The sequence below is a fragment of the Bradyrhizobium sp. McL0616 genome, assembly GCF_049993385.1.
In the GTDB taxonomy this organism is placed as follows: Bacteria; Pseudomonadota; Alphaproteobacteria; order Rhizobiales; family Xanthobacteraceae; genus Bradyrhizobium.
This window is the reverse complement of the sequence record NZ_CP188255.1, coordinates 7,463,102-7,489,571: the sequence shown is the minus strand read 5'-3', so window position 1 is coordinate 7,489,571 and position 26,470 is coordinate 7,463,102. Positions and strand designations below refer to the sequence as shown.

Annotated in this window: 26 protein-coding genes and 1 pseudogene; 15 read left to right on the top strand and 12 right to left on the bottom strand. The window is 60.2% G+C overall.

Going from position 1 to position 26,470, the window contains the following annotated elements:
- Nucleotides 1-108: 108 nt before the first annotated feature.
- Nucleotides 109-342 carry a hypothetical protein gene (locus ACPPVR_RS36030; RefSeq protein ID WP_426611247.1) on the bottom strand — a complete coding sequence of 78 codons (234 nt, stop codon included), beginning with the start codon at nt 340-342 and terminating at the stop codon, nt 109-111.
- A gap of 362 nt (nt 343-704) precedes the next feature.
- Here ACPPVR_RS36030 and ACPPVR_RS36025 point away from each other — a divergent pair, with 362 nt between their 5' ends.
- Nucleotides 705-905, top strand: coding sequence for a CsbD family protein (locus ACPPVR_RS36025; protein WP_426611246.1), 201 nt, complete (start codon nt 705-707; stop codon nt 903-905).
- A 78-nt stretch (nt 906-983) separates the two neighbouring features.
- On the opposite strand, the gene ACPPVR_RS36020 is transcribed toward ACPPVR_RS36025, so the two are convergent.
- The gene (locus ACPPVR_RS36020; RefSeq protein ID WP_426611245.1) at nt 984-1,163 is read right to left on the bottom strand and encodes a hypothetical protein; all 180 of its coding nucleotides are present in this window, start codon (nt 1,161-1,163) and stop codon (nt 984-986) included.
- Nucleotides 1,164-1,534: 371 nt separating this feature from the next.
- Complete coding sequence (locus tag ACPPVR_RS36015; RefSeq protein ID WP_426611244.1) at nt 1,535-1,798, bottom strand: DUF6894 family protein; 264 nt, start codon at nt 1,796-1,798, stop codon at nt 1,535-1,537.
- Between the two features lie 369 nt (nt 1,799-2,167).
- Here ACPPVR_RS36015 and ACPPVR_RS36010 point away from each other — a divergent pair, with 369 nt between their 5' ends.
- Nucleotides 2,168-2,392, top strand: coding sequence for a hypothetical protein (locus tag ACPPVR_RS36010; RefSeq protein ID WP_426611243.1), 225 nt, complete (start codon nt 2,168-2,170; stop codon nt 2,390-2,392).
- Between the two features lie 666 nt (nt 2,393-3,058).
- Here the strand turns inward: ACPPVR_RS36010 and ACPPVR_RS36005 are convergent.
- From ACPPVR_RS36005 to ACPPVR_RS35985, 5 genes are all read right to left on the bottom strand, one after another.
- On the bottom strand, nt 3,059-3,145 hold the full coding sequence (locus ACPPVR_RS36005; RefSeq protein WP_426616138.1) for a hypothetical protein: 87 nt from the start codon (nt 3,143-3,145) through the stop codon (nt 3,059-3,061).
- A gap of 326 nt (nt 3,146-3,471) precedes the next feature.
- The gene (locus tag ACPPVR_RS36000; protein WP_426611242.1) at nt 3,472-5,268 is read right to left on the bottom strand and encodes an ABC transporter permease subunit; all 1,797 of its coding nucleotides are present in this window, start codon (nt 5,266-5,268) and stop codon (nt 3,472-3,474) included.
- A gap of 46 nt (nt 5,269-5,314) precedes the next feature.
- Nucleotides 5,315-6,676, bottom strand: a complete 1,362-nt coding sequence (locus ACPPVR_RS35995) for an LLM class flavin-dependent oxidoreductase (protein WP_426611241.1) — start codon at nt 6,674-6,676, stop codon at nt 5,315-5,317.
- 36 nt (nt 6,677-6,712) lie between these two features.
- The gene (locus ACPPVR_RS35990; RefSeq protein WP_426611240.1) at nt 6,713-7,792 is read right to left on the bottom strand and encodes an ABC transporter substrate-binding protein; all 1,080 of its coding nucleotides are present in this window, start codon (nt 7,790-7,792) and stop codon (nt 6,713-6,715) included.
- Nucleotides 7,793-7,846: 54 nt separating this feature from the next.
- Nucleotides 7,847-8,953: an ABC transporter ATP-binding protein gene (locus ACPPVR_RS35985; protein WP_426611239.1), complete on the bottom strand. Its 1,107-nt coding sequence runs from the start codon at nt 8,951-8,953 to the stop codon at nt 7,847-7,849.
- Between the two features lie 384 nt (nt 8,954-9,337).
- Here ACPPVR_RS35985 and ACPPVR_RS35980 point away from each other — a divergent pair, with 384 nt between their 5' ends.
- The 8 genes from ACPPVR_RS35980 to ACPPVR_RS35945 all read left to right on the top strand — a co-directional run bounded on the left by ACPPVR_RS35980 (nt 9,338) and on the right by ACPPVR_RS35945 (nt 15,984).
- Nucleotides 9,338-10,084: a class II aldolase and adducin N-terminal domain-containing protein gene (locus ACPPVR_RS35980; RefSeq protein ID WP_426611238.1), complete on the top strand. Its 747-nt coding sequence runs from the start codon at nt 9,338-9,340 to the stop codon at nt 10,082-10,084.
- A 56-nt stretch (nt 10,085-10,140) separates the two neighbouring features.
- Nucleotides 10,141-11,655: a 4-hydroxyphenylacetate 3-hydroxylase family protein gene (locus ACPPVR_RS35975; protein ID WP_426611237.1), complete on the top strand. Its 1,515-nt coding sequence runs from the start codon at nt 10,141-10,143 to the stop codon at nt 11,653-11,655.
- 16 nt (nt 11,656-11,671) lie between these two features.
- The gene (locus ACPPVR_RS35970; RefSeq protein WP_426611236.1) at nt 11,672-12,211 is read left to right on the top strand and encodes a flavin reductase; all 540 of its coding nucleotides are present in this window, start codon (nt 11,672-11,674) and stop codon (nt 12,209-12,211) included.
- 30 nt (nt 12,212-12,241) lie between these two features.
- Nucleotides 12,242-12,661 (top strand): RidA family protein, encoded by a 420-nt coding sequence (locus ACPPVR_RS35965; protein WP_426611235.1) that lies wholly within the window; start codon nt 12,242-12,244, stop codon nt 12,659-12,661.
- A gap of 7 nt (nt 12,662-12,668) precedes the next feature.
- Nucleotides 12,669-13,349, top strand: coding sequence for a DUF1028 domain-containing protein (locus ACPPVR_RS35960; RefSeq protein WP_426611234.1), 681 nt, complete (start codon nt 12,669-12,671; stop codon nt 13,347-13,349).
- Between the two features lie 64 nt (nt 13,350-13,413).
- Complete coding sequence (locus tag ACPPVR_RS35955) at nt 13,414-14,409, top strand: LysR family transcriptional regulator (protein ID WP_426611233.1); 996 nt, start codon at nt 13,414-13,416, stop codon at nt 14,407-14,409.
- 193 nt (nt 14,410-14,602) lie between these two features.
- A complete protein-coding gene (locus ACPPVR_RS35950; RefSeq protein WP_426611232.1) occupies nt 14,603-15,058 on the top strand; it encodes a type II 3-dehydroquinate dehydratase in 456 nt (151 codons plus the stop codon).
- Nucleotides 15,055-15,984 carry a 2-hydroxyacid dehydrogenase gene (locus tag ACPPVR_RS35945; RefSeq protein WP_426611231.1) on the top strand — a complete coding sequence of 310 codons (930 nt, stop codon included), beginning with the start codon at nt 15,055-15,057 and terminating at the stop codon, nt 15,982-15,984. Before ACPPVR_RS35950 ends, ACPPVR_RS35945 begins: the two co-directional genes overlap by 4 nt.
- Here the strand turns inward: ACPPVR_RS35945 and ACPPVR_RS35940 are convergent.
- Nucleotides 15,978-16,677 (bottom strand): annotated as a pseudogene (locus ACPPVR_RS35940) (LysR substrate-binding domain-containing protein). The gene ACPPVR_RS35945 and the pseudogene ACPPVR_RS35940 overlap by 7 nt on opposite strands.
- Complete coding sequence (locus tag ACPPVR_RS35935; RefSeq protein WP_426616253.1) at nt 16,587-16,862, bottom strand: helix-turn-helix domain-containing protein; 276 nt, start codon at nt 16,860-16,862, stop codon at nt 16,587-16,589. Before ACPPVR_RS35935 ends, ACPPVR_RS35940 begins: the two are co-directional and overlap by 91 nt.
- A 121-nt stretch (nt 16,863-16,983) precedes the next feature.
- On the opposite strand from ACPPVR_RS35935, the gene ACPPVR_RS35930 reads away from it, so the two are divergent.
- The 5 genes from ACPPVR_RS35930 (at nt 16,984) to ACPPVR_RS35910 (ending at nt 22,666) form a co-directional block, all read left to right on the top strand.
- Entirely contained in the window at nt 16,984-18,438 is a 1,455-nt protein-coding gene (locus tag ACPPVR_RS35930; RefSeq protein ID WP_426611230.1) for a 4-hydroxyphenylacetate 3-hydroxylase family protein, read from the top strand.
- A gap of 324 nt (nt 18,439-18,762) precedes the next feature.
- Nucleotides 18,763-19,809, top strand: a complete 1,047-nt coding sequence (locus ACPPVR_RS35925) for an ABC transporter substrate-binding protein (RefSeq protein ID WP_426611229.1) — start codon at nt 18,763-18,765, stop codon at nt 19,807-19,809.
- 55 nt (nt 19,810-19,864) lie between these two features.
- The gene (locus tag ACPPVR_RS35920) at nt 19,865-20,719 is read left to right on the top strand and encodes an ABC transporter permease (protein WP_426611228.1); all 855 of its coding nucleotides are present in this window, start codon (nt 19,865-19,867) and stop codon (nt 20,717-20,719) included.
- Nucleotides 20,716-21,534, top strand: coding sequence for an ABC transporter permease (locus tag ACPPVR_RS35915; protein ID WP_426611227.1), 819 nt, complete (start codon nt 20,716-20,718; stop codon nt 21,532-21,534). Before ACPPVR_RS35920 ends, ACPPVR_RS35915 begins: the two co-directional genes overlap by 4 nt.
- Nucleotides 21,518-22,666 carry an ABC transporter ATP-binding protein gene (locus ACPPVR_RS35910; protein WP_426611226.1) on the top strand — a complete coding sequence of 383 codons (1,149 nt, stop codon included), beginning with the start codon at nt 21,518-21,520 and terminating at the stop codon, nt 22,664-22,666. The genes ACPPVR_RS35915 and ACPPVR_RS35910 overlap by 17 nt, the downstream gene beginning before the upstream one ends.
- Before the next feature lie 1,077 nt (nt 22,667-23,743).
- On the opposite strand, the gene ACPPVR_RS35905 is transcribed toward ACPPVR_RS35910, so the two are convergent.
- Together ACPPVR_RS35905 and ACPPVR_RS35900 are read right to left on the bottom strand one after the other, a co-directional pair.
- Nucleotides 23,744-24,070: a PilZ domain-containing protein gene (locus ACPPVR_RS35905; protein ID WP_426611225.1), complete on the bottom strand. Its 327-nt coding sequence runs from the start codon at nt 24,068-24,070 to the stop codon at nt 23,744-23,746.
- Between the two features lie 2,116 nt (nt 24,071-26,186).
- Complete coding sequence (locus ACPPVR_RS35900; protein ID WP_426611224.1) at nt 26,187-26,378, bottom strand: CsbD family protein; 192 nt, start codon at nt 26,376-26,378, stop codon at nt 26,187-26,189.
- Nucleotides 26,379-26,470: the final 92 nt, after the last annotated feature.

Sequence of the window (26,470 nt, the reverse complement as noted above, 5' to 3'; positions counted from 1 at the left end):
ATGTTGAAGCGGCGCAGAGGAACCTTCCCGACAAGCAAGCGGATACATTCGATCAGCGCGAGCATCGCGCGGTCGTCCGTGACGTAGTCCGATCCTTCGGTCATCACGTTAAGCCAGTGTCGCCGCTCGAATGTCGTGGAGCACGGCGAGGGTCATGTCGCTTACTTCGTTCTTGTTTGATTTGACCAGCTCCATGTACACGCCGAGCGCCGCTGGGTACTGGCCGACATGAATGGCTTCAATCTCTTCAAGACAGCTGACGAGCACCTGAAACGCCGCAACCATGGCGGCTCCGTATGCTGCGATGACTTCGCCTTCCGGTGAGAGCTTGGGCTTGGGCATGGTTGCTCCGTTCGATGTGTGGCGCGTTGGCCGCGCTCAATCAAACTGGCAACTCGCGGGCTGCAAATGTGTTCTCTTGCCTTAATGTTTCAAACTGGTAGGTCCCGGTTTTAGATTTCAAGCGCCGAGCGATCAGCCGAGCAGCAGCGGGCCTAAAGCCCCACGAATTTTGAAGTCGCTCCGGGGAAAACTTGGGGATTTCAGGTCCCAAAGGGGGCCCCATTCACGCCGCGAAGCGCAGCAGCGGTCGACATTTCTGAGAAGGGCCAGCAGTGGATCGTAGCTTCATGGCGCACTGCTGCAGGAACCTCACTGTTACTCTTTCGTTGGGCCGGTCCTAAGAACGGCAAAGGAACACGATCATGGACCGCGAACATGTGAAGGGCGTTGCAGACAAAGCAAAAGGCGCCATCAAAGAAGGCGCTGGCAAGCTTACCGGAGACAAGGACCTGGAAGCCGAAGGCAAGATGGACAAGGCCAAGGGCTCCGCTCACAACGCCGCAGGAGATGTAAAGGACGCCGCGCGGGAAGCCGCTGACGCCCTCAAAAATAAAGAAGAGTGAGTGAAGACAAGAACTGGCCGCCTTCGGGCGGCCTTTTCTTTTGCTCCTGGGCCGTCAGGCTATGCCGGCGACTAGCTCTTACATCGGTACCCATCCGTCCAAAAGTGCTCCGTCCCACGAGATCACGCCCTCGTCCTGCTTGAAGGAATACTCTCTGTAGTGCGCCGCCCACTCCGGATTCCATTCGATGAAGTCGTTGTTCAGCCCATCGTGGAGGCGGCAGGGCTCGTCGGGATTGAATGTGTCGATCGGGTTCATGCTGTATGTCCGGGCTCAATGTCCTGCGGCGTGTTTTTTCGACTCACCACGTCGGACCGCCGTGACGATATGCACGCCTGTCCTGCCAGGGCGCGATATCCCCAATGAGACCGACCACTTTTGAACTCTTTCGTCCGCACCTCATCACCTTAGAAAGACAGCCAGTATGCGCCAAAGGGCCCAACCGATGCCGCCAGCCCAAGTGACTGTGGCTAATCCCGCGATGCTCAAGAAAGCAATTGGGAACACTAGGTCACTAAATGACCGCCTGTTGTTTGCTGGGGGAGCCTTTTGCTGGGCTGCATCAAACTCATCGTCGCAATCTGAAGGAATGGACATATCGATAGCACTCCCAGGCGCCAAGCGGCCCGCTACTTAGGAATCGGGGTGGTCATCGCCGTCACGCAGAGTTCCTCAACCACGACAGAAGCTGAGACCCGGAGGAGAGGTCCGTACTGATCGCGCAGCTCGACTTTGGTGACGTCCGCTGTACCGCGGGCCGCCTCGTCCATAATCGTTTGGCCTAGTGTTTCCAGGGCCATCCGCCGCGCGACGTTAGCATTCGGCACATCGACACCTTGGTCATCAATAGTGACGCTTGAACCGGTGTGAATGTCGAAGAAGAGCAGTGTCATAGCCGGGAAAAACCGGCAAGCGCGGTTACGTTCCTATTCCAACGGACATTGTTTTAGTTAGGTATTGGGGCCTGAGAGCCATCAACGTATCCCGCTAGCCTCCGTACCGAACGCAAAGCAGACCGGCCCGTTAGGAAGGGTTGTCGGCTCCAATCGGTAGACTAGTACTACGAATGGTTCGCCAACTGATGCTGCGAAAGCGCCCTTCCACGGCATGCCCATATCTTTGGGAAGAAGTGGCATCGCTGGAACGCTTGAGCAGCTAGGACGTAGAAATCATGCGTGCTAGCGCCGGTCTCGAAAAAAAGCAACGCTTCGCTGATTGTTCCTTTGAGGTGGACAACCGAAGCTCCAGTATCGAGGATCGTGATGTACAGGGATGCGATAGGCGATGAACTCAGGCAGATTGAGCGCGATGTGGTCGAAGGGGAACGGCGGCTCGCAAAGCAAGAGGCGCTCACTATTGAGTTGAAGCGACAAAAGCAGGATATTTCAAAGGCTGAAGTCGAACTTGAACGAATGCGCTCCGATCAGCGACTCGCGATCAGGATTGGCAACGCCTGCTCTCGCGGCTCCAGCCTTGAAAAACCGTAGCTTCGCAAAATGGTCGAAGTCCAGGAAGGGCCTCCCTGAGATTACAGAATGGCTTCGCTGCCCTTAAGTCTCCTCGGACCTTCTTTGAGCCCCTTTTCTCTAAGCCTAGTAGGCTATCGGTCAGACGCGATTGTGTTTCGGCTCCGAACATTGACCCCTGGGCCCGATCAGGACTGGCGCATGGAAGTCGTAGACGAGTTTCAGAACCCGCTCTATATCCTGCGTATCAGCGCCGAGAAGCCGAAGTAGATCCGGATCCCTCACCGAGGCCCTTCGCTTGGCAAAAAACGCGCGGGCCCTGCACCGGAGACCGCAGGCATACCGCGCGCCGCGACGACCTTCCCGCGAGCACGGCGGCCGTCTGACTAAAAATGCGCGATGTGCCGCCCTGTTCCTATGTTGGCGACTGGAGGCCGGGAGATTTCGCCCAATCATCTAAGTGGCTGGCGACGTCCGCCTGTCTGGCCTTTTTCAAAAGAGCATCCCGTTCGGGACCGGGCGGAAGATTGGCGGCCTGTTCGTGGATCTCTTTTGACCACGCGGCGAGCCGATCCTGAAGTGTAAGTTGTTGTTTGAAATGCCTCCGCTTCTACATGGCGCGCTCCCTTCCATCGTTATGAAGGGATTACTGTACAGTTTCTCCAGAAATCCAAACCACAACAAAAATTAAGATTTGGAGAAACCCTTTAGCGCGCTTGCTCGCAGGAGGCCTTCCGATGTGACGTCGCGGTACTCGACCTCAGCGGTGAACACGGGCTCAACCCATGTTGCCTTGGGTTTTTTTGAGCTGCTTACTCAATTTACTCTTTTCCTGGTAGCGCACGAGATCGCGCTCGTCGGACAGCATGCGCTCCTCGACTTCAGGCCCTGATCTTCGGCACAGCCGGCCCGAACCTCGGTTCTAGTTGCGACAGGATTTATCTCCATCTTCTACAGTCTGCTTTTCGTGCTCGGCTTCGGCGTGGCGGCTTGTTGGGTGGCGTCAACATGGTGGCCCTCCATCTGGCCGACGCCGTCGGCGGGTCGCTGCTGCTCGCTTAGCTCCATGCCAGCCTTGGAGCTCGCGCGCCTCAGGAACCTTAGGTCCCAGCTGGTCTGGACGGGCGCGAACGGCGCGCCTGGAGCATTTCGATGATAGCGAACATGACGATCACGACAATGAGGACGACGACGGATGCTGCGGCGATGACGGGGCTTACCTGAAGCAGGATTCCATCCCACATTTGCTTCGGCAGGGTCGTCTTGATGCCGCCTCCGACGAACAGCGCCACCGTCAATTCCTCGAACGATTGCAAGAATCCCGTCACGAAGCCGACGGCGAGGCCGCCTGCTACCAGCGGCAAGGTGATGCGCCAGAATATCCGCAGCCGTCCGGCGCCAAGCGTTGCGGCGGCCGCATCGAGCTTCGAGTCATAGCCTTTGAAGGTCGCCAGCATGACCATGAACACCACCGGCATCGCGATAACGGTGTGACCGATGGTGATCCCGATGTCGCTCGCCACCAGTCCCATCCGCGCGAACAGGTAGAACAGCGCGATTGCGGTGACGATGGACGGAACCATCATCGGTGAAAGGCAGAGCAGGAAAGCGATGCCGCCGAGCCGGCTGCGGGTCCTGGCGACACCATAGGCCGCCATCGATGCGATCAGCAGCGTAACCGCCGCTGCCGCGAACCCGATGCCGAATGAACGGGTCATCGCGCCGAGCCAGAGGGGAGAAGCAAAGAACTGCTCGAACCAGCGTGCGCTCCAGTTCGGCGGTGGAAACGACAGAAAGGTCGAGCCCGTGAACGCCATCGGGACGAAGGCAACGATCGGCGCCAGCAGCAAGGCGATCATGACCCAGGCATAGACCGAGAGCAGGGCGCCCCCGCGCAGGCCGCGGATATTGCGCTTCCAGAGATCCTCGATCGTGCCGCAGATCAGCCCGGCAGCGTGGACGACGGTCAGCCCGATGCGCCGTACCGGGCCGTCCGCGTTTGTCGGCCGGCCACCGCCTGTCGCCACCGCCGACAGGTCGAAGATCTTGTCATAGACAAAGCAGATCGTGATGGTCGAGATCAAGAGAATCGCCGCAAGTGCGCTGCCGAGCTGCCAATTCTGCAATTCGTTGATCTGCAGGATGATGAGCTGCCCGATCATGGTGTCCCTGGCGCCGCCGACGAGGGCCGGCGTGATAAAAAAGCCGAGCGAGGAGACAAGAACGAGGAGGCCGGCCGAAGCGACGCCGCGTACCGAGGGTTGGAAGAACACCTGCCAGAACGCGCGGGAGCCGTTGGCGCCAAGCGTCGATGCCGCCATCATCAGGCGACGGTCGATCTGGTTCATGACCGGCAACATCGTGACGACCGCGAGTGGCAGTAGCGTGTGCACCATGGCAAAGATGACGGTGGTGCGCCCGAACAGCAATTGATCCCCGCCCTTCATGCCGATCGCCGCCATGGTTTTCGCCACGACGCCGTTGCGCCCGAGTAGCACCAGCCAGGAAAAATTCTTGATCAGTGCGCTGGTCCAGAACGGTAGCAGCACGAACAAGGTGGCGATGCGCTGCTGCTGGGCCGGCTTCTGGGACAGCCAATAAGCAAGGGGATAGCCAAGCACCAGGCAGAGCACGGTGGTCCAGCACGCGACCTGGAACGTCGTCGACAGCACGGTGAGATAAGGGCCGCCGTTCCAGATGCGCAGGAATGGAGCGAATGTCAGCGCTCCCGTAACTTTGTCCATGACACTCACGGACAACATCTGCGCAGTCGGCCAGACCAGGAACAAGGCCAGGAAGCCGAGGCCGGGCAGCGCCAGCCACAGCGGATCGAGCTTGAGCTTACGCGCCTTTGCGCGCGGACGCTCGGCAATTCCGAGAGACGTCATCTCGGCCATCTCTCAATTCCCTCGCTCGACCCGTTGCAGTGCGGTCACCCCCGGTCTACGCGCGCTTGGCAAGCGGCGTCTTCACCAACGCCGCTTTGCGGTTCTCCGGGCGCGCCAGGCCGAGGTGCTCGCGAAGAGTCTGCCCTTCATAGTCATGGCGGAACCGTCCGCGTCGCTGCAGCTCCGGCACCACTTTTTCGACGAAGTCGGTCATCGTGCTCGGCAATGCCACGAACGAGATCATGAAGCCGTCGCAGGCGCCCGCGTCGATCCAGGTCTCCATGTGATCGGCCACCTGGGTCGCAGTGCCGCAGAACGTCGCCTTGGCGCGATTGAACCGGCGCGCGATCTCGCGCAAGGTCAGGCCCTGACGAATCAGGCCGGCGATCTCGTCGAAATAGGCCTTGTGGAGATTGGACGTCGCGGGAATCCGGTTGACCGGCACGGGCTCGTCGAGAGGGAGATCCGACAGGTCGGTTTCGAGGTCCTGCCCAAGGCGCAGAACGCCGACATCGGGATGGACCAAATCCTGCCAGCGATCGAGCTTGTCGCGGGCCTCCTGTTCGGTGTCGCCGATCACGACCGAAATGCCCGACGCGATCTTCAGATCGTCCGGTCGGCGGCCGAACTTGGCCATGCGAGTCTTGAGATCGCTGTAGAAGGCCTTGGCGGCATCGAGATTGCCGCTCGACCCAAACACCACTTCAGCATGTTCGGCCGCGAAATCCCGGCCGGTGTCGGATGCGCCGGCCTGGATGATGACCGGGCGGCCCTGCGGTGAACGCTCGATGTTGAGTGCGCCATGCACGGTAAAGTACTTGCCCTTGTGGTCGACCAGATGCTGCTTGTCGGGCAGGAAGCTCTGGCATGTTTCCTTGTCGTAGACGAAGGCGCCGTCTTCCCAGGTGTCCCAGAGTGCTTCGACGACCTCGAGGAACTCCTTCGCCTTGGTGTAGCGGTCGGCGTGCGGGGGCAACCGTTCGAGACCAAAATTGCGTGCTGCGTAATCGTTGGCGGAGGTCACCACGTTCCAGGCGGCACGGCCGTGCGAGATGTGATCCAGCGAGGAGAACAGCCGTGCAATATTGTAGGGCTCGTAGAAGCTGGTGGACGCGGTCGCTCCGAGGCCAATGCGAGTCGTGGCTCCCGCAATGGCCGAAAGCAGGGTGATCGGCTCAAGCACGTTCATGAATAACGGCGATCGGCTCCAGGCCCTCAGGTTCTCGGTGCGCGCCGCCGGCGTGTCGGCGATGAAGAAGAAGTCGAACTTACCGCGCTCGGCGAGTTGCGCCATCTCGCGGTAGTAGTCGATGTCCGTCGAGGCGTGCGGCCGCGCCTCCTCCATCAACCACGATGCCGCGTGCGATCCGTTGGCATGCACCAACGCGCCGACTACCATCTGCTTCTTCTTGCTCATGACCGTCCCTCCATGTTCTGTCGCGCGCCGCAGACGTTACTTCCTGCCGCCCATCAGCAGCCATTCCTGGAAGCGCTCCGAGACGGCTGCGTAGTTCTTGCCCCAATAGGCATAGTCGCGCACGGTGAGGCCGGCGAGATTCTCAGGCAGCGTCGGAAGCACCTTGGCTCGCTCGGGCGTGATGTACTTGTAGGCCTTGAGGTTGCTCGGGCCATTGGCGACGATGCTAGAATAAGCCGCCTGGCGCTCGGGCTGCATGGAGAACTTTACGAACTGGCGCGCCTGTTTCAGTTTCGTCGTGCCCCTTGGAATCGACCAGCCGTCAATCGAGTAGAGGCCCTTCCAGATGATATTGACCGGGGCACCGGAATCGATCGCGGCAAAAGCGCGTGCCGACCACGTATCGGCCATATCGACTTCGCCGTTCTGCAGGATCTGCGTGTTCTGTGCTCCGGCCGTCCACCATACCGCGACCTCGGAGCGGATCTTGTCCATCATCTTGAAGGCGCGATCGACATCGAGCGGATAGAGATCCTTCGGCGCGACGCCATCGGCGAGCAGTGCGGATTCCAGCACGCCCTTGGGATTGCGATACAGGCCGCGGCGCCCCGGAAACTTGGTCGTGTTCCAGAAGTCGGCCCAGCCGGTCGGGGCCTCCTTCTTGTAAACGTCAGTGCGATAGGCCATCACGATGCCATAGGCCGAGAAGCCGAACCAGTTCGGCATCAATGCGCCGGGAATCAGTTCGTCATCCGGTCCCTTGTCGACCTCGAGCGGCTCGAGATAGTTCTTCTCCTGGGTCAGGCGGAGCACGTCGTCGGGGGTGACCATGCAGACGTCCCACAGCTTGCTGTCGGTGTCCACGATAACCTTGAACTGCGTCACCGGATCGGATTCGTGGGCAACGCCTTCGACGCGGATGCCGGTGGCCTTCTCGAATGGATCATAGAAGGCGGTGCGCAGCGCAGCACCCGGAGCGCCGCCGACATCGGCGACGGTGATCTGCTCCGCCGCACTGGCTCGTCCGGACCAGACTACCGGCAGTGCGATGCCGGTGGCGGCCGCGCCCGAGGCCTTCAGAAGCTTCCGTCTCGAGATACGTGTGATGGCGGACATTGTTGTTCTCTCTGTGATGCAATGAACGGTGTCGGAGGACGCGATGTGACGGCGCTATGCGCCCGCCATTGAAGGCCCGCTTTCGAGGACCCGGGCCTGATTGTGTTCCCAGCGGACAAAGACGCCTTCATCGATTTCGACCGGCGGCAGGCCGGCCCCACGACGCACGGTGATCAGCGTCCCGCCGGCGAGACGGATCAGCAGGCGCGTCTCCGAGCCCGCATAGATGCGTTCCTGAACGCGACCGCTCAGCAGTGCCTCGTCACCGCCGCAAAGAACGAGCTTCTCCGGACGCACCACCAGCGCAGCCGATTGGCCGATTTGCATCGCGCAACCGTCGGGCAGCGGAAGCATGCCATCGCTGGTCTCGAGACATCCGTTCGCGGCGACCTTGCCATGGATTAGATTGGAGGCGCCGATGAAGTCGGCGACGAAGGTGTTGGCTGGCCGTTCGTAGATCTCCTCGGGTTTGCCGAGTTGCTCGATCCGGCCGTTGTTCATCAGGCATATGCGATCGGCCAGCGCGAGAGCCTCTTCCTGATCGTGCGTCACGAAAATGATCGTGGCGCCGCTTTCGCGATGCAGGCGTTTGATCTCGATGCGCATGTCTTCCCTGAGCTTCTTGTCGAGCGCGGACAGGGATTCATCCATCAGGATCAGCGACGGCCGATAGACGAAGCAGCGCGCCAGCGCGACCCGCTGCTGCTGGCCGCCGGACAGCTCGCGGGGAAAACGGCCGGCAAAGTCCGACAGTCCGACCATCGCGAGCGCCGCTTCCGTCCGGCTCTTGACGTCGCTCGCCGGTATTCGCCGCATCTGCAACGGGAACGCGACGTTTTCACGGACGGTGAGGTGAGGAAACAAAGCGTAATTCTGAAAGACCACGCCGACGTCGCGCTTGTCGGCGGCGTTGTCGGTCTCGTCACGGCCGTCGATGATCAACTGGCCGCCCGACGGTTCGACGAGGCCGCAGACGATCTGGAGCAGCGTCGTTTTGCCCGAGCCCGATGGACCAAGAACCGCGAGGAGCTCGCCGGCAATAACCTTCAGCTCGATCGGCTGGAGCACGGTGACCGCACCGTAGGCCTTGGAGATGCCACGAACGTGCAGCTTGACCTTCGACGCCAGCGGGCCGGTCGACGCGGAAGTGTGGTCCGACACGGCAGAGCCTATAGGCGCATCGTGTGCGTCGCGCGGCGATCGCCATAACATACGAAACACGTCGCTACGGCGGCTTCGGAGGGGTGGAACGGCGCGGATCGCATCCATTACAGATCCTGTCAGGTCAACTCGGGCAAAGTAAGCCTCCCGGATCCGTGATGTGTAAATTACGAAAACCGGGTCCTTTGATTAGACGACGCCTAATCGATCCAGCTGAGGAATTATTGGGCGAACGGTGGTCAATCATTGGCCTTTTCGCCTACGGAGCCGGCGTCGGCCCGATATAGCTTTCAGGTAATCAGCGGCGACGATTTTCTTATTTTACGCGCGCGCTGGAATCCATAAGGCTCGCTTACCTGAATGTGCCTCTCGTAGGAGCAATAGATGACGAACTCAGCCGTCTCGTCGGAAGAGCAGCAGCTTCGTGTTGATCTCGCGGCTGCCTTCCGCAGCATCGCGAAGCTCGGCATGCACGAGGCCGTCGCCAACCATTTCAGCGCCGCTATCTCTGCGGACGGCCGCCGGTTCTTGATGAATCCAAAGTGGCGGCACTTCTCGCGCATCAGGGCCAGCGATCTCGTTCTCTTCGATCTCGAGGACGAGCAGGACGTCAAGAGACGGCCGGACGTTGATCCGACGGCCTGGGCCATCCACGGCCAGATGCACCGACAACTGCCCCAGGCGCGGGTCGTGATGCATCTACACCCGCCTTTCGCGACGACGATCGCGTCGCTCATTGATCCCCAAATCAAGCCGATCGATCAGAATACCGCGCGCTATTTCAATCGTCTTGCCATCGACGATCGCTATGGCGGCATGGCCGACAGCGAGCAGGAGGGGGCGCGTCTTGCGGCGCTGCTCGGCAACAAATCGCGGCTGATGATGGGAAATCACGGCGTGCTCGTGATCGCCGATACGGTCGGCGAAGCCTTCGACGACATCTACACGCTGGAGCGCGCCTGCCAGATCCTGTTCCAGGCTTACGCGACGGGGCAGCCTTTGAGGGTTCTGCCCGACGCCGTTGCCGAGAGCACCGCGCAGGATTGGGAGCAGATCACGGACTTTTCGATCGCACATTTTGAAGAGATGAAGTGCATCCTGGATGCCGAGGATCCGTCCTATGCGCATTGATCGCGACTACGGTTGCCCCGCGAGACAGTGCGAATGAAATCGAGACAGGAGCTGACATGATACGGACGGGCGAAGAATACAAAGCCTCCATTCGCGACAGCCGCGCGGTCTATATGAACGGCGAGAAGATCAAGGACGTCACCGCCCATCGGGCGTTCAAGCCGCTAGTCGATCTCAGAGCCCGGATATACGACCTCCAGCATGATCCGGCGGCGCGGCATCTGATGACTTACCGTGAGGACGGGGAAGTCAACGCGATCAACAACAAATTGCCCCTCAGTCAGCAGGATTGGTGGGACAAACGTCGCGCGACCGATACGGTCCTGGAGGATGTTGGCGGTGTCATCACACGCGTTGGCGATGAGACGGTCGGTGAAATGTGGTCGCTGTTCGATGGGCAGGACGTGCTCAACGACGTCGATCCGCAATTCTCCAAGAATATTCGTAATCACATTTTGAAGGTGCTGCACTCCGATCCGTTCCACGTCTCGGCAAACACAGATCCCAAGGGTGACCGCTCGAAGGCCCCGCAAGATCAGGATCCCGACATGTTGCTGCATGTCGTCAAGGAGACCGATGCGGGGATCGTAGTGCGTGGCGCCAAATACGAGACGGCCGCAGCCTACGCCAATCAGGCGTTCACCAAGCCGACCATCGCGAATTGGGGCGATGCCGCCTATTCCGATTATGCGGTCGGATTCATCTGCGATCTCAATTCGCAGGGCCTCAAATTCATCTGCCGCACCGGCTTTGCGGGCCGCGCGCCAGCCGAAGACTATCCGTTGTCGAACCGGTTCGACGAGGTCGATACGCTGGTGATCTTCGACGACGTGGTGATCCCTTGGGAGAACGTGCTGTTCTATCGGCATACCAAAGCTGCGGCCTACATTCGGGCCACGCTGCATCGCTACTCGGCGTTCGCGTTCGTGCAGCGGAATTTGAAGCTCGCCGACATGCTGATCGGCGCGGCGCTGTTCAATGTCCGCCAGACCGGGCTCGAGAAGCAGCAGGCGGTGCAGGAGAAGCTCTCGAAGCTCGCTATTTACCGCGAGGGGATCAACGCGCACCTGACGGCAGCAATCGCGCTGCCCGAGCGCAGCCCCGGCGGCCTGATGATGCCGAACCAGTCGCTGCTCTACACCGGACGTGTGCTGGCCTGCTCGCAGCTTCACGAGATGATGCACATCGCGCGCGAGTTGTGCGGCGGTCAGATCTGCGTGACGCCCGACAAGGCTGCGTTCGAGGACGCCGAGACGGGCCCGTGGCTGGAGAAGTTCTATACAGTCAACGAGCATTGGATCGCCGATGACCGGCGTCGGTTGCTGTCCTTTGCGCGTGATTTGTTGAATTCGGACTATGCGGGCCATCGATTGACGTTCCAGCTATTTGCACAGTCGGCGCCGTTCGCGCACCTTGGCGCGGTCTATCGAAATTTCGATTGGGACGGTCCGCTCGATTTCGTGCGGAGATCGGCCGGATTGTCAGAGAGGGTCATGAAAGAGAAGAGCGCTCAGACCGGGGACCGCGCCGTCAACCAATGGTTCGGCCAGATCCGTGATGCGGCCGAATAGCAGGGAGGGGTTTGACGTGTCAGCCACAAGCATGCAACCGACTACGATGGACATTCGGACGCAATTCCTCGACGGCATGAGCCGCGCCGCATTTTGCGTCAACGTCGTGACGACAGATGGGCCGGCGGGACGCGCCGGTGTGACGGTGTCGGCGATGTCGTCGGTCTCGGCCGACGGCAGCACTCCGACGGTCCTGGTCTGCATCCATCATCAGAGCAAGACGGCGGCGGCCATCGTCGACAATGGCGTGTTCTGTATCAATATCCTGCGCGACGACCAGTCCGACATCGCCGATCATTTTGGTGGCCGCAGCAAGTTCGGCGCTGACGACAAGTTTGCATATGGGCAATGGCTCCCGAGTGAGACCGGCGCGCCGCGCCTCGCCGAATCCGTGGTGGCGTTCGACTGTCGCGTCATGTCGTCCGAGCGCATCGGCACCCACCACATTTTCGTCGGCGCGGTCGGCGCGGTGGCGGTCGGTTCGGGGCGGGCGCTGATCTACGCCGATCGCGTCTATGGCCGGGCCCATCCTATCCCGGCTTCACAGGCCTCATAATCAGTTCCGCTACGACATCAGGACCAGTCGATGACCCACAAGCGTATCCGCCAGTTCAACACCAAGGAAACCTATCCCGAACAGAAGCTCGACAATGATCTATGCCAGGTCGTGGTCGCGAAAGGCAGCATGGTGTTCGTCCGTGGCCAGGTCGGCCAGGATATCGAGACCGCGGTCAATGTCGCGATTGGCGATGCCTCAGGTCAGACCGAGCAGGCGATGAAGAACGTCAGGATATTGCTCGCGGAGGCGGGTGCAGAGCTTGGTGACATCTGCAAGATCACGATCTACATCACCGACCCACGTTATCGGGAGGCGGTCTATCGCAAGATCGGAGAGCACCTCAAGGGGGTCTTCCCCGTTTCTACCGGAATCGTGGTGTCGGCGCTGGCGCGGCCGGAATGGTTGGTGGAGGTCGATGTGACGGCAGTCATCCCCGACGGAAGATGAGGGCTGCATGACCTTCTCCCTGACGGCCCGTTGCCCGGACACCGGGATGTTCGGCATGGTGATCTCGTCCTCGTCTCCGGCCGTTGCGGCCCGCTGCGTCCATCTTCGCGCCACGGTGGGCGCAGTGGCGAGCCAGAACATCACGGATCCCGTGCTGGGGCAGATCGGTCTCGATCTACTGGCGCGCGGTCTCAGCGCAGCCGCGGTTCGCGACGCGCTGGTCGCCTCGACGCCGTTCATCGCCTACCGTCAGCTTGTGGTCGTCGATACGCAAGGACGCACCACGTCGTATTCCGGCAGCAATACGCTCGGCATTCACGCCACCCATTGTGGCGAGGGCGCGATTGCCGCCGGCAACATGCTCGCCAATGCGCAGGTGCCGGCGGCCATGGTCTCGGACTATCAGGCCAGTGCCGGCAAGCCCTTTGTCGAGCGGCTGCTGTCGGCGCTGGAGGCCGGGCTCGCCCAGGGCGGAGAAGCCGGTCCGGTTCATTCGGCGGGCCTCTGCGTGGTGCGGGACGTATCTTGGCCGATTGTGGATCTCCGGGTCGATTGGAGCGAAAGCCCAATTGAGGCACTCCGGGAGCTCTGGGCATTCTACCAGCCCCAGGTCGATGCATACATCGATCGGGCCAAAAACCCGTCGGTTGCGCCGGGCTTTGGCGTCGCCGGCGACGACAGGGCCTGATCGGGCCCACACCCATGCTATAGTCGGCTTCGAGTCATCGGGTGCAGGGGCCGAGCAGGAGCTGATGAGATATACGCTACGCCAGATTGAATATTTCATCGCGACCGCGGAGACCGGGAGCATCACTCTCGCGTCGGAGCGGGTGAACATCTCGCAGCCCTCGATCTCGACGGCCATCGCGCATCTGGAGGAGGAGCTCGGGACCCAGCTCTTCGTGCGCCGGCACGCGCAGGGACTGTCGCTGACATCGGCGGGGCGCGTGCTTCTGGTGGAAGCGAAGCGGCTGATCGAGCAGGCTGAGCAGGTCTATTCGGTGGCTTCCGAGGTCGGAGCACGCGTTCGCGGCCAATTGTCTTTGGGAAGCCTGGTGACGCTGGCGCCGATGGTGATGCCGGAGCTGTCGCATTCGTTCACGTCCACCTATCCGGAAGCACGCATCATTCAGACGGTCGCCGACCACGAGCAGTTGCTGGAGCGCCTGTTGCGCGCGGAGCTCGATGTCGCCATCACCTACGATCTATTGATCCCCGACGAGTTCGAGTTTCTGCCGCTGGCGAGCCTGCCGCCGCATGTCGTGGTCAGCGAGGCCGGCCCCCTGGCACGCCATTCTGCCGTGAGCCTGCAAGAGCTTGCGCGTGAGCCGCTGATCCTGCTGGATCTGCCGATCAGCCGCGAATACTTCCTCAGCATGTTCATGAAGGAAGGTCTGGAGCCGAACATCGTATCGCGTTCGACACATCAGGACGTGATCCGGACCATGGTTGCCAACGGCTACGGCTATACGCTGGCAAACGTTCGTCCGCGTTGCGAGATTGCGTTAGACGGCCGGCGAGTTTCCCGCGTTCGGTTGTCCGGCGATCACAGGCCGATGATCATCGGCGTGCTGACCCTCTCGCAGGGACGAAAATCGAGGCTGGTCGACATGTTCGAGCAGCATTGCCGCCGTTTCGTCTCCGACGCCTATATCCCGGGAATGGTCGCGCCCGTCATGGAACGACGCACTTTCCGCGGGCTGGTGGAGGGCGAGGAGAGCAAGTCCGAAAAGGGCACGCCGGACTGAGCGACCGGCCGTTCTCCGAAGTCCTGCCGGGGCATATCTAAATCCGTCGAAGCCCATAGGTTTTTTCGATTTTCATCCAATTGACGCGACTGGCTACTGTTCGTGCGGCCGTGCGTTCCGACTGGTATGCGTCCTGCATCGTCAACGGTCGCGGCGAGTGTCGACTGTGTTGGACAGAGGTGTAAGCGTATCCATGACGAAACCGACGATCTATTTCCTCAATGGTCCGAATGCCAATCTCTATGGCCTGGATCGCAGCGGAACCTATGGCCGCGAGAGCTTCGTTTCGATCAAGAAGCGATGCGAGGATCATGCCGCCACTCTCGGATTGACGCTCGATTTCCGTCAGTCGAACCATGAGGGCGTCCTCGTCGACTGGATCCAGGAGGCACGGGAAAAGGCCGCGGGCGTCGTTATCAACGCCGCGGGGCTCACCTACACATCGGTCGCGATTCTCGATGCGTTGCTCGCCTTCGAAGGACCGATCATCGAAGCACATATGAGCAACATCTGGAAGCGCGAGCCGTTCCGGCACCATTCCTACGTGTCGCGCGCGGCGACGGGCGTCGTTGCCGGCCTTGGCGCACTCGGCTACGAGCTCGCACTGACGGCGCTCTCACGTTTGATCGCGGAGCGGGCGGCCCAATGACATCGGAGTTGATGGCATTTTACAGTGCGCATGACGATTTCAACGCATGGCGCGCCGCGCTTGCGGCCGAGGATGTCGAGTTGCGCCGGGCCGATGATATCGAGGAGGTCGGCCGTGTTCGGCATGCGCTGGTCTGGAAGCCGCCGCATGGCTTTTTCGCGCGCTATCCCAATCTCGGTCTTGTCGTCAATCTCGGGGCCGGTGTCGACGCACTGGTCGGACGCGACGATCTGCCCAACGTGCCGATCACCCGACTGTCCGATCCGAAGATGGCACGCATGATGGCCGGCTATGTGCTGTTCGCGGTGCTCCGTCATGCGCGCAATATTCCCGCGTTCGAGCGGGCGCAGCGTCAGCGGCGCTGGCACTATATCCATCCGCGCGATCCTGAGACGATCAACGTCGGCGTGCTCGGTCTTGGCGAGCTCGGGCTGACCGCTGCGAAAGAATGCGCGCGACAGGGCTTTCGGGTGCGCGGCTGGTCGAGCTCGCCGAAGGCGGTCGATGGGATCGAGACCACGGCCGGCCCGGATGCCCTCGAAGCGGTGTTGGGGAATAGCGATATCGTCGTCTGCATGTTGCCACAGACCGCAGCGACCCGCGGCCTTCTGAATGCTGGCAGGCTGGCACAGATGAGGCCGGGAGCTTCGTTCGTCAACGTGTCACGCGGCAGCATCGTCGATGAGCCCGCGCTGGTCGAGGGACTGCGAACCGGCCATATCGCCGAGGCGACATTAGACGTGTTCGCAACCGAACCGTTGCCGTCGGAAAGCCCGCTCTGGACGCTGGATAATGTGCTGATCACGCCGCATCTGGCATCGATCGCGCTGCCGGCGTCGGCAGCCCGGCAGATCGGTGAGAATGTTCGCCGGTCCAGGACTGGCGAACCGTTGCTAAGTCGCGTCGACCCCGGGCGGGGCTATTGAGCCTGGCCGAACAGGCCACTGATCGCAAACGCATCGCGGGTGTAGTCGGCAAAGCTCTGCACGGCCGGACGCAGCGCGTGCCGCTTCAGCCGCAGCACCGTGACGTGGGTCGGTGGCAAAGGCTCGACGATCGGCACGACCGCGATGCGGCTGCCGTCGTAGCCGATGGTCGTGCGTGGCACGGCGTTGTGGATTGAGTAGCCTTGTCCATGACCGATCAGGCCGCGGATCATCTCGAATGACCGGCTCCGGAAGGCGACGCTCGACTCCGGCGGCGGCGAATAGCCCAAAGAAGTAGTCGCGTGAATGCGGCAGGTCGAGCAGGATGAACGGCTCGTTGCGAAGTTCCCCAAGGCTGATCGCAGGACGCCGCGCCAGCGGATGGTCGGCCGACAGCAGAATATAGGGCGGCAGCTCGCATAGCTTGTCGCCTGTTATGTCGTCCGGCATGGCCAACGAATAGGAGAGGGCAAGCTCGGTCCGACCCGACATCAACGCGTCGATGATTTCCTGCTGGTTACCTTCCTCCAGCTTGACCGAGATGCCGGGTTGTCGCTGGCGAAAGCCGGAGAGCAGTCCTGGCGTGAAGCGCGTGGCCAGGGTCAGGAAGCTTCCAACGACGATCTCGCCATGAAGCGTATTGCCGAGAGACTGTGCACTTTGCGCAAAATCGCGCGCATGATTGAGTAACAATCGTGCATCGTTGACGAGGCGCTTGCCGGCCGGCGATAGCGTGACGCCCTTTGCCAGATGCCGCACGAAGACCTGAATGCCCAGTCCGCCTCGATCTGGCCCAGCGCGGCCGAAATTGAGGGTTGCGATACGTTCAGGCGTTTGGCCGCCTCGGTTACACTCGCCGCGTCAGCCGTTTCGACCATGTACCGAAGGGCGCGGAGAGAGAACCTCATCGTGTTTTCCTATGCATCTCCAAAGATAATTATATTTTCCTTATGCTAGCTGCTCCGGCACCCTTTCGTCCAGTGCAACAGGAGCCGATCGATGATCCGCACAGGCGAAGAGTACAAGCAGGGCATTCGCGATGGTCGCGAGGTCTGGATCGATGGCGAACGTGTCAAGGACGTCACCACACATCCGGCATTGAAGCCGATCATCGACATCAAGGCGCGCATGTACGACATGACGCATGAGGATCGCTACAGTGGCGATCTCACCTATGTCGAAGGTAACGAGCGCCATTCGATCTTCTATCGGCCTCCGACGGTCCAGAAGGACTGGCACGACAAGATCAAGGCGCTCGATCATTTCATGAAGGACATTTCCGGCGTCGTCACGCGGGTCGGCGACGAGACTATCGGCGAGATGTGGTCCCTGTCCGATGGTCGTGACGTTCTGGCAGAGATCGATCCGCGCTTTGCGCCGAATATCGACCGTCATATCCGCGCCGTGGTCGAGAAAGACGTCTTTCACGTCTCTGCCAACACCGATCCGAAAGGCGACCGATCACTGCCGCCGCAGCAGCAGGATCCCGACATGATGGTCCATGTCACGCGCGAGACCGACGCCGGCATCATCATCCGTGGCGCCAAATACGAGACTGCGGCTGCCTATGCCGACCAGGCCTATCTTAAGCCAACGGTCGGAGCATGGTCGACCGAGAAGCTGTCTGATTATGCGGTCGGCTGCATTGTCAAGATGGGTGCGCCCGGCGTCAAGCACATCTGCCGCAGCGGCTTCGCCAGCCGCAGCAACCCGCTGGACTATCCGCTCGCCAGTCGCTTCGACGAGGTGGAAGCGCTGGTCGTGTTCGACGATGTCCTGATCCCCTGGGAGGACGTCTTCTTCTATCGCCACACGCGTGCCGCCCAGTTCGTTCGCTCGACATTGCATCGATATTCGGCATTCCCTTACGTGCTGCGGCTGCTTTACGTCGCCGACATGATGATCGGGGCGGCGATGTGGAACGCCAAGCAGACCGGTCTCGAGAAACTCCAGTCGGTCCGCGAGAAGCTTGCCGACCTCGTCTGCTACCGCGAAGGCATCAACGCGCATCTCACGGCGTCGATCGCGATGGCCGAGAAGAGCTCTGGCGGGCTGTTGATGCCGCAGCAGTCCATGCTCTACGCGGGACGCGTGTTTGCTTGCTCGCAGCTGCCTGCGATGATGCACATCGCGCGCGAATTGTGCGGCGGGCAGATCTGCATCACGCCCAATGCGAACGCGTTCGATACCAAAGGCAGCGGAGAGTGGCTGAACAAGTTCTACTCCCTGAACGATCAATGGCAGGCCGACGATCGTCGCAAATTGCTCGCCTTCGCGCGCGATCTCCTCAATTCGGATTATGCCGGTCATCGCCTGACCTTCGTGCAATTCGCCCAGGCGCCGCACTTCAATCATCTGGCCGCCGTCTACAACAGCTTCGATTTCTCTGGCCCGCTTGATTTCGTGAAGAAGTCGGCCGGCCTATCGGACCGCATCGATGGAAAGGTCCCGTGAGCTTGCGATCTGCGGGCGGATGTTGCCGCGACCTGTATCAGACTGCTCCTCGAAAAGGCACGAACGTCACTCTGATTGTGAAAGTCCTAATCCTCTGACGTCTCGCGAAGCTGACGGAGATCGCCGTGACTTCTGAAACTTCGATGATCGAACCGCACCGGGGCTGATCGAACATCAGCTTTTTGCCAGATGAGCACTGATCTCTCGTCGGAGAGATCAGTGGGTTTTTGTGCGTCTTTCATAAATGTTTTCAAGGGGTTGTTGACCGACATGGCATGCCTCTTGCTTTTCGATCCACGTCAAACATTGTTGTGAGGGTTGGAGATGAAACGTGTCCTGAAGCACTTCGTGATGGCGCTGTCGTCGGTGCTGATCATCGGTGGCGCGCCGTCCGCGGCCTCAGCTGAGGATAAGCTCGTTGTCAGCACCTGGGGCGGCAGCTTTCGCGATCTGATTGACGAATCGATCGCGAAGAAATTCACGGCGGAGACGGGCGTCAAGGTCGAGTACGTCACGGGCGGCACAATGGACCGGCTCAACCAGGCCAAACTGGCTGCCGGCAAGCCCGAGAGCGACGTCACTTTCACGACGGCCCATGTTGGCTGGCTCTACGCAAATGATAATCTGCTCGAGAAGCTCGATCTCTCGAAGATCCCCAACGCTGCGCATCTGGTGGAGCAGGCCAAGATCAGCCCGTACCACATCGGCGCCTGGGCCTATGTCTATACGATCGGCTATCTGCCGGATCAGCTTCCAAAGGGTGTCAGCTTCGATAGCTGGGAAGGGCTGTGGAATCCGGCGCTGAAGGGAATGATCTCGTCGCCCGATTTCGACCCCAGCCACGTGATCGCCGTCGCTGCAAAGTTGTCTGGCGCCGATGCCGCGCATTGGGAGGCCGGCGAGGACAAGCTGAAGGCGCTGAAGCCGAACTACAAGGCGTTCTACACCAATGACGCCAACAGCCAGCAGATGTTCGCAACCGGAGAGACGCCGGTCCAGGTCGTGTTGTCGATGAATGCCTACTACATGCGTGATCAGGGCGTTCCGATCAAACTTGTCATTCCCAAGGAAGGTGCGGTGCTCGGTGTCGACACCATGGGCATCACCAAGGGCACGACCAAGGCTGATCTCGCCTGCAAATTCCTGAACATTGCGCTCGATCCGGCGGTACAGGCACAGATCGCCGATCTCAAGAAGGGAAGTCCGGTGGTCGACAACGCGAAACTCCGGCCGGAGGTGGCGGCGCTCCCGGGCGTGTTCACGACGCCTGATCAATGGGCACACCAGACCCTCATCATCGATCACAAGCTGCGCGCCGAAAAGACGGCCGAGTGGCGGAAGTGGTTCGCCGAAAACATGATGGCTCCCTGAGCGAAAGCAGCGGCCCGGCTACGGCCGGGCCGCGAGTTCCCGTGCGGAGTTTGCCATGACCAAGCGCCCGTTTCTGGGATGGTTCGTCTCGCCGGCCGGGCTCGTCGCGCTGGGGCTGACGGCTGCGATGGCGGCCGTATTTCAGTTCAGCATGAGGACCTACATCCCGGGTTCGCTGGAGGTGGGCGGATTCACGTGGCAAAATTTTGCGGCCATGCTGCGGCCGCTTTATGCGCTGGCATTCTGGAACACGATCCTGCTCTGCTTTGAGACCGCGGCGTTCACGTTGGTTCTCGCCTATCCGCTGGCCTATGCACTGGTCCGCACGAGAAGCTCCGCAGCGCGTTCCTTCATCCTGATTGTGGCGGTGACGCCGTTGTTTCTGGGCGAGGTGGTGCGGACCTATTCCTGGATGATCGTGCTCGGAAACAACGGGTTCCTGAACACATTGCTGGTTAAGCTGGGCTTCGTCGAGCGCCCGGTGCAGATGATGTTTACCGCAGGCGGCGTGATCGCCGCGCTTGTCCATGTGACGATGCCGATCATGGTCATCATGCTGGCCGCGGGTCTGTCGCATATCGACCGGAATTGTGAGAAGGCAGCGGAGAGTCTTGGCGCGGGACCGATCCGGGTCTTTCTGACGATCACCCTGCCGCTGTCGATGCCGGGTATCGTCGCCGGCTTCTCGACTGCGTTTGCCTGGACTTTCAGCGCTTTCGCAACTCCGCAATTGATCGGCGGTGGGCGGGTCAGCACGGTATCGACCCTGATCTATCAACTCGGCTTCTCGTCTTTCAACTTCCCCTTTGCAGCGAGCCTGTCGATCATCGGCCTCGCGCTGTCTCTGTCCGTCATCGCACTGCTGAAGCAGGCGACCCGGCCGCTGGAACAGCTGGCGAGCGCAACATGAAGCGGTCTCCTTTCGCCACCATAGTGCTGAGATGGTCGGGGCGCATGCTTGTCGCCGCGATCCTCCTGTTCGTGCTGCTGCCAGGCATTGTCGTTGCCATTACGGCGTTCAACGACCGTGCGATACTGGCATTTCCGCCACAGGCATGGTCGCTGCGCTGGTTCTGGCGGGCATTCTCATATAGTGATTTCGGCCGGGGCTTCTGGAACGGACTTACGGTGACGTTATGGGCGTCGAGCATTGCGCTGGTCGTCGGCGCAGCCTTCGCAATCGCGATCCATCGCTACAACTTCATCCTGAAGTCTCTGCTCGAGGGTATCTTGCTGTCGCCACTGATCATCCCGCATTACACAATCGGCTTGGGCGTGCTGATCCTGGCATCGCAGGCAGGCATGGGCCGCGGCTTTCCGCTTGTGATCCTGACTCACGTGCTGCTGGTGCTGCCATTCGTGATGCGCAGCACCTTCATCTCGCTGAAGAACCTCGACAGCCGCCTCGAGCTCGCAGCATCCAGTCTCGGCGCCAGACCGGGCCGAGTCCTGCTGACCGTGACGGTCCCGCTGCTGCTGCCGGGACTGTTGAGCGGTTGGCTGTTTGCCGCAATCCTGTCGTTCAACGAGTTTACTGCCACACTGTTTGTCAGCAGCCAGGCGACGCAGACGCTGCCGGTCGCGATGTACAACTATGTCCGCGAGTTTGCCGATCCGACGCTGGCGGCACTGTCGGTGATTTATATCGCCGTCACGGCATTGCTGCTGAGCCTCGCCAATGCCTTCGTCGGTCTCGGGAAGATTCTCAATGTTGATGCACACTGATCGGATGGGCGCAACCGCGGCCAGCGAGGCAGGACGGCAAGACCGGCCGGCCGTCCAGCTCGACGGCGTGACCAAGCGCTTCAGCGGCTCCGTTGCCCTTCACGAAGCTTGGCTCAAGATCCAGCAGAGTGAGTTCATGACCCTGCTCGGGCCGTCCGGTTGCGGAAAGACCACGTTGCTCAATCTCGTTGCCGGCTTTCTCGAAGCCGATAGCGGCGAGATTTTCATCGAGGGCACCCTGGTCACGGAAACGCCGGCCCATCAGCGCGAGATCGGTATCGTTTTCCAGAGTTATGCGTTGTTTCCGCATATGAGCGTCGCCAACAACATCGCCTACGGTTTAAAGACCCGCGGCATCGACAGGAAGGAGATTGCGCGCCGGGTCGACGAAGCGCTGTCGCTGGTGAAATTGGACGGGTTCGGTGAGCGCAAACCGCGACAACTTTCGGGCGGTCAGCAGCAGCGCGTTGCACTGGCCCGTGCGCTCGTGATCAAGCCGAAGGTGCTTCTGCTCGACGAGCCGTTCTCGGCGCTCGACAAGAATCTGCGCGGGTCGATGCAGGTCGAGCTCAAGCAGATCCAGCGCGAGCTTGGGGTGACCACGATCTTCGTGACTCACGACCAGGGCGAGGCACTGTCGATGTCGGATCGCATCGCGGTGATGTCAGCGGGACGGATACGTCAGGTCGCCGCGCCAAGGGATGTGTACCGCCGTCCGGCGGATCATTTCGTTGCGTCCTTCGTCGGCGATGTGAATGTTCTGGCAGGGTGTCTCGCCGCGCGGCACGGTGAAGTCGCCACCGTATCCATCGGCGGCATGCATATCGAGGTTCCGGCCGCACCGCTCGCGAAACTGGCCATCGGCGACGTTGTAGACGTCTTCGTTCGGCCGGAACACTTCGCTGTGACATCGGCACGCGCGCCGGGCTCGCTGCCCGGAACGGTGACCGCGCAGATCTTTCAGGGCGATCACATCGATCTCTATATCGAAATCGCCGATGTTGCGCGCAAAGCCGTACTGTTGCGTACAGCGGGGAGCGCGGCCTTGTCGTCCTGCCCGGTTGGTGCCGAGGTCGGATTGATCGTAGAGTCCCACGACGTCGTTGCATTCGCGCCCGAAACGGGCGGGTAACGGCCTCGGTCAAGCTGCGGCGCCTTCGGCGAGCTACGTCACGCCGACAGACTCCCAAAGAAAGAGAAGCTGACCGCCGAATGACCACCGAAATGACGTGAGCAAACGGCGATAAAGGTGGTCGATCAGCAGCGAACTTGACTGATTTTATCTAAGTTTTCGTTTGCTACTTACGTTCGGGACGCAGGGGTCGCAGGTCGGCCAAAAGGCGGCGCGCGATTTACATATCGGATGTAACCTATTGATCGATATAGCCCCGTCCGACGTATCTTTTACAGCTAAGCCCTTGAATCATATTGAAGAGCACGAGACTCTTAATCAGCGGGTCCCAGGTTCGAGCCCTGGTGCGCCCACCATCCAGTCTTCGTAACACGCACGATTCCGGGACGACGCCAACTCGGGCGTTTCTGCCGGGATTTTCGGCTATCAATTTTCCGGATTTTTGTCTCTGCAGGAGCTCAGTCGCTTTACGGGCGAATTTTGGCGCCGCGTCTCTGCATCCGAATAGTCCGTTCCCGGCGGCCAGGTTCGGGCGCGAAGTCCGAGCGCATTGGGAAGCCGTTCATTATGAAATTTAGCAGCAGCACGCGCTGTACCGGTGACATGTCGCGCCATAGAAAAATGAGACTAGCCCCACGCCAATCGCGACGACTGCACCCAGATCGTACCAATGACGTCTAAGAAATTTCATTTTTGCCTCCATTTCGAGAATCGCCATTTTAAATCATCAGGCGATGCTCGGATGCACGACCATCGGCTTCTCTCGTTTTGATCGAATTATATGGCTTGTCCGGCAGCCGGACTCTAGGGCGAAATACAAAGTCGTTTAGCACGGAATTTACTTCGCCGTGAATCGGGGCGAGGCTGCGGTCTTTGTATGGTTGAACGGATCTTCGTCGAATGGGAATGAGATGCAGCCCAGTAAAGAGTGTTTAGCAGATTTTTGTAGTGTTCCGATCGCAGATCGAACGCGCGGCAAGCAAAAAATGTTCGACCCATCAGCTTATGAGGGGAAGTTAGTGAGGGTTGACGAGCGCGATATCGGTTTTTGAAAGTGTAATTGTCGGCAGCGCTTTACTAAGTGCGGGTCGGTTGCTCGCTACTCAACTGCACGTTTGTGGGTTCGCAGGAATCGTTCGCCAACCTCGGCGAGCGGCTACGTAGAAGGAAGGAAACGCCGCAAAGCGTTCCCTTTCTCCACATGATGCGACATATGAAGGTTGCGGAATGGCCGTCGAACGACAGGACAAATTCGTTCGCAAACACGTAGTAGGGTGTAGAGATGCAGGCCCCCAGCGCGTTGATGTCGCGCACCATACATGGATGCGTCCCACGAATTTCACCAAATGACAGCCGCGCCGCCCGGTTGATCGGTATGCGCTCCATTGCACGACGTTCGATCATGGCGAGATGCTCCAAATGAAATTTAGTTTTCCATCGAGCGAATCGAAGCGGTTCGCACTAAACGAAATCAATTTCCCGGCCCCGCCGGCTTCCAGAATACGGCAATACCTACACAATCATCCGCGCGGCCTACGCTAACAAGCAGTGCTGTTGTCTTATTAAAATTCGATCGGATTTCGTGGTTAATTGGGGCGCTTGACCCACCTTACACTATCGAGCCGGACCAACCGGCGATTCCTTGCCGGGCGAATCCGCCGTAAGGAATACGGATCTACGCGACCCGATAACAAGCGTGTGGAGCTTGCATCTAGTTAGCTAGGCGATCAACTCGCCGAGATAGAGGCTTGCCAGATCGTCCAAGCACACGTAGCCGATCCGGTTCAGCGACGGAGGAAGCTTCACCGCAAGCAGAATTAAAGCGCCTCAGTATGAGGTGGTGGCAGAGGCACCTACGCAACTCGGCGATCCTAGGCTTCCTTCGGCAATGCCGTTTACTTCACCGGCAGCGAACGCGACCCCAACGGTCTCTCCAGCATGCACGGCAGCGCATGCGACCCCAGCGATCCCGCCAGCATCGCCGCCAGGAAGCTTGCGTTACATCACTGAGGTTCGCCGTAACTCCGGCCGGGAGGGGGGCCAGAGGTGCCGCATGGGAATTCCCGGGTAGAGCAGCGAAAAGCAAACCAGCAACCGACATCGCAAAGATTGTCCGCAACATGATGAGCCTCCGGTTTTCAGAGTGCGGACAACTCTAACGTGCGACCTTTGTTCCGGCCTTATGGGATCGGGACGCACGACGTCGGGACGTGGTGTCGGTTCAGCCTGCGCATGACGCCGATCCGCGCGGACAGCGTCGGGCCGCCGCGCTGGACCATCAGCGACCGACTCCGCGACGTTCTGCACGATCGGCGGTGCGCAGCGTGTTGCATGCCAGTCGGACACCTCACTCGAATGCTTGAGATCTTAGCCATCCGTTAGAGGGAGTCTGTCAGGGTGCATCTTTGGGACGGGACCGTGGGGAATTACGCGGCCTTGTGCTCGGAGGGTGAAGGCCCGCCGAGCAGCCAGCCCCGGCGAGCCTTCCCTCACGCGCGTTAAATACGATTCCAAAGTGTGACCTAGATAACTTTGTGCGTCGTTAGAGTTGCTGTAGATTTGCTACTTACCGGGCTGGCTCACCCGGTGTTTTTGACCATGCGCGGGCCGCAGCGATTAAACCTCGGCTGCGGCCTCGTATGCGCAGTAGGCCCGCCAGTCGGCGCCTAACTTCCACGCAGTTTCAGTGGCCGCCGTGGAAATTTTGCAGCCGACTGACAAGCCACGCGATTATTTTGTCCGCGTCCCAGGCTTAGCGACCGCTTCGCGGATCTATCCGATCAGCTTTTGCGGTTCGGCTAACTCATGCCGAGCGACGTCGCGTTCCGCCGTCAGACTGCCGATCAGTCTCTCGAACCCGCCCATGATCGACCTTGCCGCGAGCAAGGCTTTACGTAACTCCAAAAGCTGACACGGATCTGACAGGAGCAGCCGACTCCTACTCGTCTTGAGAGAAGTTTCCCTGAGGGGATTGGTTGATCCAGAGCCGCGCGCAAACGAAGGCAGAAATTCCGACTAGTGTACCGAAGATTGATCGGGCGAAGGTGTAGGACTGATCCAAGAGCGTTCCCGATCGCGCCTCTGGAACTTCGCCGAACTGCCAACCAAGTGCGTGTTGTACATGGAAGTACGGAGCCGGTGCGGTTGGGGAAGCAAGGTACTTGGCCGCGAGTTTGTGGTATCGCGTATTCGCTGATCGGCAGGACCGCGAGCCCGCGTCGGACGTGCTCGAACTTCGGGCTCGGCCGCTGAAGGAGATTGGGGAGGAGAGACTCAATCGCTATCAAGGCGGATTCCCGAAACTCGACCGGTCCATCAATAAGGCGGCCCTTCCGCGATTCATTGAAGGCAAAAATCGCCCGGTGGGCATGGCGAGCCGCCCCGGCCCTAAATTGCACCTATCTGGCGCATTACACATCCTACATTGTGAGTCCGCTTCTCTAGCAGTCCACACAACTTCGCCCCTGTAGCGGGGCGAGGAGAGCGGCAAAAGCCGCCCGAAGGCGGCTAGTTTCTTGAACTACTTCTTTGCAGCGTCAGTCGCATCGCGGACCGCGTCCTTGACGTCGCCCGCAGCGTTGTGAGCGGAGCCTTTGGCCTTATCCATCTCGCCTTCGGCTTCCAGGCTCTTGTCACCAGTGAGCTTGCCGGCGCCTTTCTTGATTGCGCCCTTTGCCTTGTCAGCGGCGCCTTTCACGTGTTCTCGATCCATTGTCGCTATCCTTCCTTATGGACACTTCAGATAACGGGCGAGCTGTCTCGGCCGTTCCCTAGTGGAATCATTACATTGACGCCGTGCCAACC